This window comes from Natronomonas sp. (assembly GCF_046483325.1).
Lineage (GTDB): Archaea > Halobacteriota > Halobacteria > Halobacteriales > Haloarculaceae > Natronomonas.
In genome coordinates, this window is record NZ_JAWODL010000016.1 from 38457 (window position 1) to 51771 (window position 13315).

Annotated in this window: 11 protein-coding genes; 8 read left to right on the plus strand and 3 right to left on the minus strand. The window is 63.1% G+C overall.

Features of this window, described 5'->3' with window-relative positions; translation table 11 throughout:
• Positions 1-18 precede the first annotated feature (18 nt).
• Positions 19-717, minus strand: a complete 699-nt coding sequence (locus R6U53_RS05620) for an AMP-binding protein (RefSeq protein WP_410321382.1) — start codon at positions 715-717, stop codon at positions 19-21.
• 94 nt (positions 718-811) lie between these two features.
• On the opposite strand from R6U53_RS05620, the gene R6U53_RS05625 reads away from it, so the two are divergent.
• A complete protein-coding gene (locus R6U53_RS05625; RefSeq protein ID WP_410321383.1) occupies positions 812-1705 on the plus strand; it encodes a polyprenyl synthetase family protein in 894 nt (297 codons plus the stop codon).
• A gap of 69 nt (positions 1706-1774) precedes the next feature.
• Positions 1775-2608 carry a ribose-phosphate diphosphokinase gene (gene prs / locus R6U53_RS05630; protein ID WP_410321384.1) on the plus strand — a complete coding sequence of 278 codons (834 nt, stop codon included), beginning with the start codon at positions 1775-1777 and terminating at the stop codon, positions 2606-2608.
• Positions 2609-2624: 16 nt separating this feature from the next.
• On the opposite strand, the gene R6U53_RS05635 is transcribed toward prs, so the two are convergent.
• Positions 2625-4538 carry a hypothetical protein gene (locus R6U53_RS05635; protein WP_410321385.1) on the minus strand — a complete coding sequence of 638 codons (1914 nt, stop codon included), beginning with the start codon at positions 4536-4538 and terminating at the stop codon, positions 2625-2627.
• On the minus strand, positions 4538-7786 hold the full coding sequence (ileS, locus tag R6U53_RS05640) for an isoleucine--tRNA ligase (protein WP_410321386.1): 3249 nt from the start codon (positions 7784-7786) through the stop codon (positions 4538-4540). The genes R6U53_RS05635 and ileS overlap by 1 nt, the downstream gene beginning before the upstream one ends.
• Before the next feature lie 203 nt (positions 7787-7989).
• Between ileS and R6U53_RS05645 the strand changes: the two genes are divergently transcribed.
• The 6 genes from R6U53_RS05645 to pstA all read left to right on the plus strand — a co-directional run bounded on the left by R6U53_RS05645 (position 7990) and on the right by pstA (position 13314).
• Entirely contained in the window at positions 7990-8358 is a 369-nt protein-coding gene (locus R6U53_RS05645; protein WP_410321387.1) for a hypothetical protein, read from the plus strand.
• Between the two features lie 108 nt (positions 8359-8466).
• Positions 8467-8871 (plus strand): prefoldin subunit beta, encoded by a 405-nt coding sequence (locus R6U53_RS05650; protein ID WP_410321388.1) that lies wholly within the window; start codon positions 8467-8469, stop codon positions 8869-8871.
• Between the two features lie 13 nt (positions 8872-8884).
• Positions 8885-9139, plus strand: a complete 255-nt coding sequence (locus tag R6U53_RS05655) for a DUF3194 domain-containing protein (RefSeq protein WP_410321389.1) — start codon at positions 8885-8887, stop codon at positions 9137-9139.
• Positions 9140-9520: 381 nt separating this feature from the next.
• Positions 9521-10603 (plus strand): PstS family phosphate ABC transporter substrate-binding protein, encoded by a 1083-nt coding sequence (locus R6U53_RS05660; RefSeq protein WP_410321390.1) that lies wholly within the window; start codon positions 9521-9523, stop codon positions 10601-10603.
• A 45-nt stretch (positions 10604-10648) separates the two neighbouring features.
• Positions 10649-11605 carry a phosphate ABC transporter permease subunit PstC gene (pstC, locus tag R6U53_RS05665; protein ID WP_410321391.1) on the plus strand — a complete coding sequence of 319 codons (957 nt, stop codon included), beginning with the start codon at positions 10649-10651 and terminating at the stop codon, positions 11603-11605.
• Between the two features lie 44 nt (positions 11606-11649).
• Complete coding sequence (gene pstA, locus R6U53_RS05670; protein WP_410321392.1) at positions 11650-13314, plus strand: phosphate ABC transporter permease PstA; 1665 nt, start codon at positions 11650-11652, stop codon at positions 13312-13314.
• Position 13315: the final 1 nt, after the last annotated feature.

Below are 13315 nucleotides of genomic sequence, written 5' to 3' on the forward strand. Positions count from 1 at the left end.
ATCGAGAATTACCGACCGCTACGTGATTTCGACGGCGTCGATGTCCTCTCCGTCGCCGCCGACCACGCGCTCGCCGGTAGCCTCCGGTCCGATAACGACCTGTGCACCGGCCACGATAGGCGCTATGAGCCCCGCGACGACGACACTCGGGTCCGCGAAGGAGCCACGCACGGCGACGGTGCTATCGACGTCGAGGCCGGCTTCGTCCACGACACGCTGTGCGGCCGCCAGAATCTCACCGTGCGTGTAGGTTTCGCCGGAGGTCCAGAGCAGCGGGTCGTCCGAATCGACGTGATCCGGCGGTTCCGTGGGATTCTCACTCCAGACGTCGCGTTCGAAGTACGAGATCGTCGGATCGCCGGGCGGGTCGCCATAGACGACCCGTTTCGTCGCCGGGCCGACCTCGTAGTCGTCGACCGCCGCCGCGGGTACGACCAGCGCACGCGTCCCGTCGTCGATCGTCTCCGGTGGACCGAAGCGCACGACGGCCCCGAGCGCGGCCGCACCGAAGAGCGTCAACACCGGTTCGGGAATCGGGTCGTCTGCGATCCCGACGGTGACACCGCCACGTACGCCGAGCAGTCTGAGGAAGTTACCCGCCTTCCAGGCGGTCGTACAGAACCGGCGGTAATCGTACTCCCTGCCGACGGCCGGTGCCGACAGCGCGGTCGCGTCGGACCGTCGATCGCGGGCGATCGCGTCCCCGAGAACGTCCATACGGGCGGTACGTCGGCCGGCGATTTATACCCATCCCGATCGAATCGTCCCCCGTATTCGTCACGTACTTCCGAGCACCGCACCTAAGGCGGTCATGGAGTATCTCGAGCGCCGTCGGGCGCTTGTCGAGTCGCGGCTATCGGTCGTGCTCGACGCCACCGAGCCGGATGCGATGCGAGACCGGCTAAAACACGTCTCGCTTTCGGGTGGCAAACGCGTCCGGCCGATGGTGACGCTGCTCGCCTTCGAGGCGGCGGGCGGCCGACTCGTCGACGAGACCGGCACTCTCGTCGGCGATCACGACGGAGCGACGCCGGCCGTCGAAGCCCTCGATTTCGCCGTCGGGATCGAGTTGGTGCACAACGCCTCGCTCGTCGTCGACGACATCATCGACGAATCGGCGCTCCGACGCGGCGTCGATAGCGCCTGGACGGCGTTCGGGCACGGCCCGGCGATCGCGATGAGCGACGGACTGCTTGGGGAGGCGTTTTCGCTGTTCGGCAGCGACGATCGGGCGATGCGAGCCGTCGCCGAGGCGATGGTCGAACTCGGCGAGGGCGAGGCGACCGAACTCGTCGCAGAGCCGACGACCGAGGAGGAATACATGGAACTCGCCCGCCGGAAGACCGGGGCGCTGTTTCGGGCCGCGGCCGAACTCGGCGCGATCGCCGCGAACGCGGACACCTACACGGTCGAATCCTTCGGCGGGTACGCAGAACGCGTCGGGATCGCCTTTCAGATCCGCGACGACGTGCTCGACGCGACGGCAGACGCCGACGCGCTCGGGAAGCCGGCCGGCCGCGACGAGGCGATGGATCGCCCCTCGCTGGTCCAGATCACGGATTTAACGCCCGAGGAGATCAACGATCGCGCCCGCGGGGAATCGGACGCGGCGCTGTCGGCGCTGGCAGCGGCCGATCCCGGCGATTCACCCGCAGTCGGCTATCTGGAGGATCTCGCGGAGTTCGTCGTCGTTCGCGAGCGCTGAGTCGAGCGTCGAGGAAGCGACGAGTCTCGAACGAAAACGCGTTTACCCCCGGCGGTCACAGATCCGCCAATGATAATACCGGGGTCCACATCACAGGAGGTCGCAGCGGAACTCGCGGCCGAACTCGGCGAGCCGCTGTCCGCCGTCGAGTACGACTGGTTCGCCGACGGGGAGACGCTGGTTCGCGTTCCGGAGACCGACGATCTGGCGATCGTGGTCGCCTCGACGGTCTCTTCGGACGCGCACGTCGAGTTGCTACAGCTACAGGACGCCGCCGGACAGCGGGCCGACGAGGTGATCACCGTCCTGCCGTACATGGGCTACGGCAGACAGGACGAGGCGTTCGAACCCGGCCAACCGGTCTCCGCGCGGGCGATGGCGCGGGCGATCTCCACCGGAACCGATCGGGTGCTCACCGTCAATCCCCACGAGGAAGCGGTCACGGACTTTTTCGACGTGCCGTGTGCGAGCGTCGACGCCGCCGGTCGACTGGCGGACCCCCTTCCGGCCCTTTCGGACCCCCTGTTTTTGTCGCCCGACGCCGGGGCGATCGGACTCGCCGAGACGGTTCGAGACGCCTACGGTGGCGGCGAGGCCGATTACTTCGAGAAGGTTCGTCACTCCGACACGGAGGTCGAAATTAAGCCGAGCGACGCGTCGACGACGGACCGTGACGTGGTGTTGATCGACGACATCATCGCGACCGGCTCGACCATGAGCACGGCGATCGCGCAGTTGTCCGAGCCGAATCGCATCTTCGCCACCTGCGTCCACCCCATGCTCGCCGCGAACGCCCGGACGAAACTGGCGAACGCCGGCGTGAACGCGGTGTACGGCACGGATACGATCGAGCGCGCGGTCTCGTCGGTCAGCGTGGCACCGGTGATCGCCGAGAAGCTGTAACGATCCTCTCTGGAGATCAGCGGCGCCGAACCCCGAGCGTCGCGGCGAACGACAGCGCGACGACCGCGACCGCCGGACCGAAGCCGGACTGGTCGTCGATCACCGCGGGATCTGGGACGGTTGGCTCGGAAGCTTCGACAGTAACAGTCGCCGTTCGTCCGCCAGCGGAGACGGTGTAGGTCCCCGGCTCGTCGAACTCGATCGTCGTCTCGACGGTCGCCGTTCCCTCACCGACTCGAACCGACTCGGTCGCCACGGGACCCCCGTCAGCTTCGAAAACGACCTCGCCGGCCCCGGGGCGATCCGCGGCTGACGCGACGGTCGCTCGAACCGTGATGGGATCACCGGGAGCGACGGTCGTCGGCTCCGCCTCGAGTCCCGCCACCTCGATATCGGACGGTTCCTCGACGGGTACCGTCAGCCGTTCGGTGCCGGCTGCGATCTCGTACTTGCCGGGCGAGTCGAACGCATTCGAAAAGCGAAGCGTCGTCGATTCGTCCGGTTCGAGCCGCCCGGTTTCGGAGGCGACGAGATCGCCATCGCTGCGGAATTCGGCCTCGAACGAACCGGCGTCGTCGCCGACGTTTTCGGCAACCACCGCGACTTCGAGGGTTTCGTCGACGACGAGGCGCGGATCGTCGACCGACGCCGTCCGGTACGGCCCCGAGATCGTGATCGACTCGATCGCGTACCTGATATCGGGACCGCCGAAGGCGTCGACGCGTTCTCGCTGTGTCGCGACCGGCGGAACCGCCGTCGTCTCGGTGTATCGTTCGACGTCGGCCCCCATCTCGTCGCCGCCGGCCGATTCGATCGCGTCGAGAAAGCGTCGCTGTGTCAGCTCCGAGTCGGGGTCGTTGACCCGTGCGGCGACGGCGTCGAGCGTGGTTTCGGCGTCCGCGCGAAGCCGTCCGTCGAGGTACGCGAACACGAGCGCGCCGCGCTCGTAGTCGGCGTCGGTTCCGGCCCACGTTTCGGGCTCGACAAGGCGGATGTCTTCGTACTCGTTGTCGGCCCCCTCCTCGAGTTTGTTTCGGAACCTCTCGTAGGAGATGTCGCCGGCCTCGTAGGGGAGGAGGGCGGCGTAGTAGTCCGCTATCCCCTCGATCGTCCAGCGGGTTTTGTCGGTCGTCCGGTAGCGCTGGCGCGTGTGGACGTACTCGTGGACCCACGTATCGCGGTCCGTCCCGAGCCGTTCGTCGTCGCGGACCCATATGTCGCCGCCGTTTCCGCGCTGGAGGCCGGCGGGGGCCCACGCGTGCTCGGCGGTCGGGGCCGCGACGACCAATACCTCGTCGGTCGGCTCTCCGATCGAGAGCCGTTCTGCGGCGGTCTCGAGCGCGGCGACGATCTCCTCGGGGTCCTCGCGCAACTCGGCCGATTCGGGGACGACGAGGCGGAACTCCTGACCCGCGGCCGCGCCCGTGTACTCGTCGTAGGGGCCGAGATACGCCATGTGCGTGCTAGCGACGCCCTCGCCGTCGACGGTGTTCGTCCGATCGAGTTCGGAGCCTGTCCCGCGCCACGAGACGTCGATCCCCGGCGTCCGGACGAGTGCCCATTCGTTGGCGGCGACGAAGAAGTGGCCCTCCCGATCGCCGCGGGACCCATACACCGTTCCCTCGTACTCGTAGGTCACGCTGGGCGTCCGCGTCGCTTGCGTCCACTCGTAGGTCCGGTCGCCAACCCGTCTGAAGCCGTCGGTCTCGAGCAGCTCGACGCCTTCGGGGAGCGTGATCTCGAGTTCGGCGGTCGACGAGGGGATCGACAGGCGCGTCTCGACGTCGATAGCGCCCTCGGTCGTCGACCGCGACAGCGCGTTTTCGAGTTCGACTGCCCCGTCAGTAGCGGCTGCCGGCCCGGCGACCGGGGCCGAGCCTACCAGACAGCCGACGAGGATGAAAAAGAGAACGACCGTCGGACGGTTCATTACTGATCGCCAACTGGTTCGATCGAAATGAATATGTCCACAGACTCGACGTCCCACACGCGTTCGTGTCCGTCCTCGACGGGGGCGAACTCGCTCGCTCTGACTTCACCGGCGATGAGGTCGCGGTGCTCGTCCACGAGGGCGGCGACGCGGTCGTCGCGAACGTCCAACTCGACTCGGATCTCGGCCTCGATGTCGAGGTCGAGTTCCTTTCGCATCTCCTGAATCCGGCGGACGACCTCGCGGGCGTATCCCTCGCTCTCGATGTCCTCGGTGAGCGTCGTGTCGACGTAGACGACGCCCAAGTCCTCGCCGTCGACGCCGAAGGCTGTCCCCTCGACGCCCTCGGGCGTCTCGGTGTTGAACGAGATCATCTCCTCGGTCAACTCGACCTCGCGGCCGAGTTCGTCGGCGACGGCCGCCGACAGCGACTCGATCGTCGGGTCGGTGACCGAGACGGCGTTGATCGCGTTCATAACTACGCCGGCCTGGTCGCCGAAGGTCGGACCGAGGATCGACATGTCCGCGCGGGCGCTGTAGGAGAGTTCCTCCCAGTCCGCATCGGGGGCGATCAGCTCGATCTCCCGGGCGTTGAGCCGATCACAGAGCAGGTCGCGGTGGCGATCGACCGCCTCGGCGGTTCGGGCGTCGTCCGCGGCGACGACGACCCGCGTGACGGGCCATCTGAGCTTCCGTTCGGCCTGCTGGCGGGCGTTCGAGCCGGCCTCCTCGACGGCGTCGACGATCCCGATATCGGTCTCGAGTTCGGGGTCGTGGAACCGCTCGTCGACGGCCGGCCACTCGCACATGTGGACCGTCGGGTGACCCGAGTCGCCGGTCAAGGTGTCGTAGATCTCCTCGGAGACGAACGGCGCGTAGGGTGCGAGCAGTTTCGTCGTCTCGACGAGAACGTGATACAGCGTCGCGTACGCGGCGCGTTTGCTCGCCGAATCGGATTCGTCCCACATCCGCTCGCGGACGACCTGGATGTAAAACCGCGAGACGTCCTCGACGACGAAGCCGAGCAGTTCCTCGAGCGCCTTGTCCTGTCGGTACGCCTCCCAGTGGTCGGTCATTTCGGCCGTGACGGACTGCAACCGCGAGAGGATCCACTCGTCGACGGTTTCGAGGTCGGCGTCGTCGATCGAGACCGATTCGGGGTCGAAGTCGTCGAGTCGCATGTACGGCAGCGGGAACCGGAAGACGTTCCAGAGGATGTTCAGATCGCGCTCGCGGTTGCCCATCTCGTCCCACGAGAATCGCATGTCGTCGGCCTGGGGGTTCTGGCTGAGCAGGAACAACCGCATCGGATCGGCGCCGTGACGGTCGATCGCCTCCTGCGGCGCGACGATGTTGCCGATCGATTTCGACATCTTGCGGCCGTCCTCGGCCAGCGCCCACCCGTGCATGAGCACGCGCTTGTACGGCACTTCACCGAGCGCGGCGCTGCCCATCCCGAGTTGGGACCAGAACCACCCGCGAGTCTGGTCGTGCGCCTCCATGATCAGGTCGGCGGGCCACAGCTCCTCGAAGGCGTCCTCGTTGTTCGGGTAGCCGATCGTCCCCCACGTGGCGACCGAAGAGTCGAGCCAGACGTCGAACACGTCGGGGACGCGCGCGTAGGTGACGCCGCCCTCGGTGATCGTGAGGTCGTCGACGGTGTCCTTGTGGATGTCGACCGTCTCGGGGTCGATCTCCTGATCGACGCGGTCGGCGAGTTCCTCGCGTGTGCTGACGACGATGGCGTCCGCGACGTCTCCGCTCCATCCCTCCGCTGCGTCTTCTCGCGGGCGTTGCCCGCTCGAATGGTTCGAGGCAGTAGCCTCGCTATCCGGTACCCAGATCGGGATCGGAATCCCCCAGTAGCGCTGTCTGGAAACGTTCCAGTCCGGCGAATCCTGGATGAAGTCCTTGAACCGAACGTCGCGGGCCTCCTGGGGGTACCACTCGCTGTCGTCGACGTTCGCGAGCAACTCGTCTTTGATGTCCGTGACGGTGATGAACCACTGGTCGGTGACCATCTGGATGATGGGCGTGTCACAGCGCCAGCAGTGACCGTAGTCGTGGTGGTGTTCCTCGCTGGCCAACAGCAGGCCGTTCTCCTCGAGGTCGGCGATGATCTCGTCGTCGGCCTCTTTGACGAACTGGCCGGCGTACGCGCCCGCGGCGTCCTCGAAGACGCCGTCGGGACCGACCGGACAGAAGACGTCCAATCCGAGTTCCTGCCCGCGCTCGAAGTCGACCTCACCGTGGCCGGGTGCGGAGTGGACTAACCCGGTTCGGTCGGCCTCGACGTAATCCGCACCGTACACCACCAGGGCCCCCTCGAAGTCGGGGGCGTCCGGGACCTCCTCGCGCAGGGGATGTTCGTAGCGCCGGCCGACGAGCGCCTCGCCGGACAGTTCCTCGCGGATCGCGTAGCTCTCGTCGTAGCCGCCGCGTTCGAGCACGTCCTCGACGCAGGATTCTTCCAGGTACAGGACCTCCGTCTCGCCGTTTCGCGTGGCTTCGACGGCCACGTAGGTCGCCTCGGGGTCCACCGCGACGAAGGTGTTCGCCGGGATCGTCCACGGCGTCGTCGTCCAGATGACGAGGTAGCCGTCGCGATCTTCGAGCGCGAACTTGACGTAGATCGAGGGGTCGTCGACGTGTTCGTACTCGACCTCGTTGTTCGCGATCGCGGTCTCACACCGGGGACACTGGCTGATCGAGCGTTTGCCCTGCTCGACCAGACCGCGGTCGTGCGCCTTCGAGAAACCCCACCATGCGGCCTCCATGTACTCGGGATCGACCGTCTTGTACGGGTCGTCCCAGTCCATCCAGACACCGAACGACTTGAAGTCGCTCTGGAGGCCCTCGAGTTGCTCGTCGGCGAACTGCTTGCACTCGTCGATGAAGTTCTCCTCGCCGAAGGCCTCGATGTCCTTTTTGTTCTCGAAGCCGAGGCGCTCCTCGACTTTCGTCTCGATCGGCAGCCCGTGCATGTCGTAGCCGGGGCGGTCTGTCACGTCGTAGCCGCACATCCGCTTGTAGCGGATGTAGGCGTCCTTCAGCGTTTTGTTCCACGTCGTCCCCATGTGCGCGGCACCGGAGGTGTACGGCGGGCCGTCGACGAAAAAGAAGTTCTCGCCGTCGGCGCGGTGGCGTTTCGTTTGCTCGTAGGCGTCGACGTCGTCCCAGTACTCGAAGATCCGATCCTCGACCTCGTGGGGGTCGTACTGGTCGTCGACCTCGGCGAACCTGCTCATACCGGGACAATTACTCGCCGCTGTTAAATGGGAATCGGTACCGTTCGGATCGACCCTGGCGGGATCGCGGCCGCGGGGGACTACCGGTCGAATACCGTTATATTCTCTTACAAACTAATTTTTGAAGCGGGTATTCGGACGTTCAAACCGGTTTTTTCCGACATACGCCATTTTTATGTATACCGGCACCTGCGATGGAGAGGATGAAATCGATCGACGACATCTTCTCGCTGTTCGGCTCGGAACGGCGACGGTTCGCACTGTATTATCTGAAGCACGCGAACGGATCGGTATCGATCGACGAACTCGCCGAGGAGATCTACACGTGGGAAGAAAGCGAATCCAACGAGGAGATCCCTTCCGACGAGTTTCGGAGGGTGATACTCACGCTGGAACACAACCATCTCCCGAAGATCGAGGGCGCGACTCACGTCGAGTACGATCGCACGAACGATCGGCTCCGTATCACGGGGTTGTCGGCCGAGGCCGACGTGCTACTCTCGGTGACGGAAGCCATGGAGCAGCCGTCGAGAGCGGACGATTTCGTGCTCGGTAGACTCGGTAAGCCGTAGATACGGCAGATATCCGGTGGCGGGCGGTGTACAACGTATGGAGCTCCATCGCGTCGCGATCTCGATCGAAATGTGGGGGTTTTTCCGTCGTGAAACCGACGTTCGGGTATGCAAGGCAATCTTCCCCCGGAAGCCCAGGAGAAAATCGAGGAGCTTCAGGACCTTCAGGAGACCGCACAGCAGGTCGCACAGCAAAAACAGCAGGCAGAGAGCCAGTTGCAGTCGTCGAAGACGGCCCTCGAAACCCTCGACGGTATCGAGGGCGAGACCGAGATGTACCGCGAAGTCGGCGAACTCCTCATCGAGACCGACTACGACGAGGCCTACGAGGATCTCGAAGAGAAAGTCGACAGCCTCGAAGTCCGCGTCGGGACGCTCAAAAAACAAGAAGAGCGCGTCCGAACGCAGTTCGAGAGCCTCCAAGAGGAGCTCCAGCAGATGCTGCAGGGCGGCGCGGGCGGCCCCGGCGGCAGCCCGATGGGACCGGGCGGTCCCGGTGCCGGCGGCGCGTGAGGACGTGACGGAGATGTCCGAGACGCGCGAGTCGGAGCCGACCGACGAGGCGGTCGTCGAGGCCGCCTCCGACGCCGCGGAGGGGGTCGTCCTCTCGCGGTACAAACAGTCCGAGGTGACGGATCTGGACGTGACCGTCCGGTTCGAAGACGGGGTGTTGGAGGTCGACGTGTATCTCAACGCGCCCGACGATCCCGACCCCGAAGAAGTCGCGCAGGAAGCCGTCGAAGCCGCCGAAGCGGCCGTCGACGACCTGTTCGGGCGCTGACCGCGACCCGTTGATATCCGTGGGACGGAAACGAGCAGAATCAGCGTTGTCGCCGTACCGGCGGTGACGGGCAGCGGCGCTCCGCTCGTGCCGGCCAGACGGCGATCAACCGCACGTCCGTTCGACCCCAAAAATATATAGATTCGGCCATCGGCGAGAGATAGGTTCGGTGTGCTGCGCGAAAGGGGGGCGAACGCTCACACGTCCATATGACATCACTGCTCATACGCGCAGCAAACCGCAGTCGTTCACGGGGGTGAGCTAGTTTGAAAACGTCGGTCGTGGTGGATCTGCTCGGACGCCGAGGACACTATAGAAATATAGTGAAATATATAGTTATCATAGCATCGTTCTTATGTTCCCCTCTGCTTTCCCCGCTTGATGCCCGAAAGGACACCCGATCGCGACGGAGCCTCGAACAGAAGCAGCCGCCGGCAATTTCTCCTCGCCAGCGCGGCCCTCAGTGGCGCGGCCATCGCCGGCTGTACGGAGAACGAAGGGAACGGTAACGGCAACGGTGGCGGCAACGGTGGCGGCAACGGTGGCGGTAACGGTGGCGGTAACGGTGGCGGCAACGGTGGCGGCAACGGTAACGGAAACGGTAATGGCGGGTCCGAGATTTCCGGAGAGCTCAGTATCACTGGGAGCAGTACGGTGTTCCCAATAAACGAAGCGATGGCTGAAGAGTTCCAGGCGGAGTATGCGGAGGTCAACATTTCGCTGGAGTCGACGGGGTCCGGCGGCGGGTTCGAGAACTTCTTTTCGCTCGGCGACTCCGACATCAACGGAGCATCGCGCCCGATCAAGGACGAGGAGCTCGAAAAGTGCCGCGAGAACGGTGTCGAACCGATCGAGTTCCAAGTCGGTGGCGACGCGCTCACCATGGCGGTCAACAACGAGGCCGACTGGGTCGACTGCATGACCGTCGAGCAGATGGCCGAGATCTGGCAACCGGACGGCGCGGAGACGTGGGCGGACGTCGATCCCGACTGGCCCGACGAGGAGTTCGAGTTGGGCGGTCCCGCCGACACCTCCGGTACGTTCGACTGGTTCACCGAGAACATCATCGGCGAGTCGGGATCGATCCGCAGCGACTACGAGCCGACCGAAGACGACAACACGATCGTCCAGCTCATCCAGGGCAACGAGTACGCGATGGGCTTTTTCGGCTACGCGTACTATCAAGAAAGCCAGGACACAATCAAAGGCCTCGAAGTCGACGGCGGGAACGGTTGCACGCCGCCGGGACTCGAAGAGGCCGCCGATGGTAGTTACCCGATGTCACGGCCGCTTTTCATCTACGTAAACGAGGAGTATCTTCAAGAAAAGCCGCAGGTTGAAGAGTTCCTGCGGTTCTATATGGACCGGGTCAACACGTCATTGATTTCGGATATCGGCTACGTCCCTGCCAGCGACGAACTCCAATCCGAAAACGTCTCGAAGATCGACGAAGCAGTCAACTGAATCGAAACCCACATCTATTTTTGTAAACGGAAGATTCCATACATCATGGCCTTCGACTCATCCCCGGAGCTGACCGGAACCGAGATCCGTTCGACCAGAGAGCGGGTCTATGGGACGGTGTTCTTTTTATGCGCGTCGTTATCAGTCCTAATAACGCTCGCGATAATTGGGACGTTGCTTTTTGACGCGCTCCGGTTTTTCAGTGAATATTCTATTATCGCGTTTCTCACTGGAACGCGATGGAGTCCATCGATCAATCCGATCGAGTTCGGAGTCCTTCCCCTCGTCACGGGGACGCTCGCCGTTACCGTTATCGCTGCTGCGATCGCCATGCCGATCGGCGTGTCTGCGGCAGTATATTTGAGCGAGTACGCCAGCGATCGAACCCGCTCGGTTCTCAAACCAGCGCTCGAAGTACTCGCCGGGATCCCGACGGTCGTGTACGGTTACTTCGCGCTCGTTTATATCACGCCCGCGCTGGAGGTCGTCGGGATTGAACTCAGCACGTTCAACGTTCTCAGCGCATCGATCATGGTCGGGATCATGATCATCCCGATGGTATCGAGTCTCTCGGAGGATGCGATGAGTTCTGTCCCCGACTCGCTGCGAGAGGCGGGATATGGTATGGGCGCGACGAAGTTCGAAGTGTCGACCGGAATCGTGATCCCTGCAGCCGTCTCTGGAATCTTTGCGTCGTTCATTCTCGCGCTCTCGCGAGCGATCGGCGAAACGATGATCGTTACTGTCGCGATGGGAATGCGTGCTCGTATGTTCGCGCCGGAGAACATCGCTGACCTCCCCGCAGAGATCGCCTATATTGCCTCGAATTCAGGATCAACGATGACCGCCGCGATAATCAATCTCGGGCTTAGCGACCTCGCGGGCGGAACGACGGCGTTTTATTCTCTCTTTGCGATCGGATTGACTCTATTTACCATGACGTTCCTGATGAATTTGGCGAGCGATATAATTGCGAATCGCTTCCGGGAAGAGTATCAATGAACCGTCATCCGATGACGAGAGCGAATGAAATGGAGGGGATGTAGATGGCGACAGAAGACAAAACGAGTTGGTGGGGCGAGGGGTCGAGCGTCAGCCGGGTACGCGGCGTAATATTTGAATACGGTACGTTCTTCGCAACACTGTTCGGCATCCTCATGGTCGCGGTTCTCCTGGTCTACGTTTCGATCGACGCTTTCCGGCCGTTTACGGCCGATCCGATGTGGCATTTGACGTACCTATTCGCCTTCGTTATCCCGTCCGTGGTAACCTGGCTGTATCTCGGGCGGAAAAATCCGCCCGCACAAGCGGTTGGGCAAAACACCCTCAGCATGCTGATCGGCGGACTGTTCGTCGCAGCTGGACTCGTGATCGTCCTCGTCAACGTGTACGGACCGATCTCGTGGTTTGCGGTATCGGTTTCCACCACGATCGGGATAGGTGCGTTCTACGCATATCTGAAAAAGCGGCCTCGAATGAACATCGTCGAACAGGCGGCGGTCTTCGTCGCGATCGCGATAGTGACCGTCACCGGCGTTCCGGCGATTCCCCAACTGGGCGTCCCGAAACTGTTGTCGCCGCTTTGGGAGTTCATCCTGGGCGCGCCGTTTATTCCCACCGAATGGGCCGCGCTCGCGGTAACGCTTGGCCCGATTGCGGGAGCCATATTCGCACCCCGTATCGGTTCGTACCGCAAAACCGAAACGCCGTGGACGCCCGTGATCGGAACCGTCGTCATCGCAGCAGCGGCGGTTGGTGCGCTGGCTGCTACGATCGGCTGGAACGCGAACGCGGCGGTCGTCGTCTTTCTTGCGACCGCTGTGCCGATTGGTCAGTACCTCTACGGGGTCTCGATCCGCGATTCGAAATCGCTCATTGGACTCGCATTGCCCGTTGTGGTTATCGGAGCATTAGCGGTCGGAATTGTCCTAACCGAAACGTTAGGCTTCACACCTCCGAACGCGTGGCTCGATTGGGACTTTCTAACCTCGGTCCACTCTCGAACGGCAGTCGATGCGGGAATCTATCCCGCGCTCGTGGGGTCCGTCCTCATGATCCTCGTCATCGCCGTCTCGGCGTTTCCCGTGGGGGTCGGTGCGGCGATTTATCTTGAAGAATATGCACCGAGCACCGGCTGGCTCGGTAAGTTCGTTCGTCTGATTAAGATCAACATCGGAAACCTAGCTGGCGTTCCTTCTGTCGTATACGGTATGCTGGGATTAGCGCTTATCGTTCGGGCGATCGGCCTTCCGCTCGGAACGGTTATTGTCGGTGGGTTCACCGTCGGACTGTTGATATTACCGATCATTATTATTTCCGCACAGGAGGCGATTCGAGCGGTTCCGGACTCAATGCGCCAAGCGTCCTACGGGATGGGTGCAACGAGATGGCAGACGACGAAAAACGTCGTACTTCCGGAAGCGATGCCGGGAATCCTGACCGGCACAATCCTTGCGCTTGGCCGGGCGATCGGCGAAACCGCGCCGCTGATCCTCATCGGCGCTGCGACCACAATCTATCGATCGCCGGATGGAATCTTTTCGAGCTTTAGCGCGATGCCGAAGCAGATCCATTCGTGGGTTGTCAATTACCCACAAGCGGATTTCAGATACGGCGTCATGGCTGCCGGCGTCGTTACCCTTCTCGTCGTGCTTCTCGGGATGAACGCAGCCGCGATCATCATCCGGAATAAATACCAACGGAGACAATAAT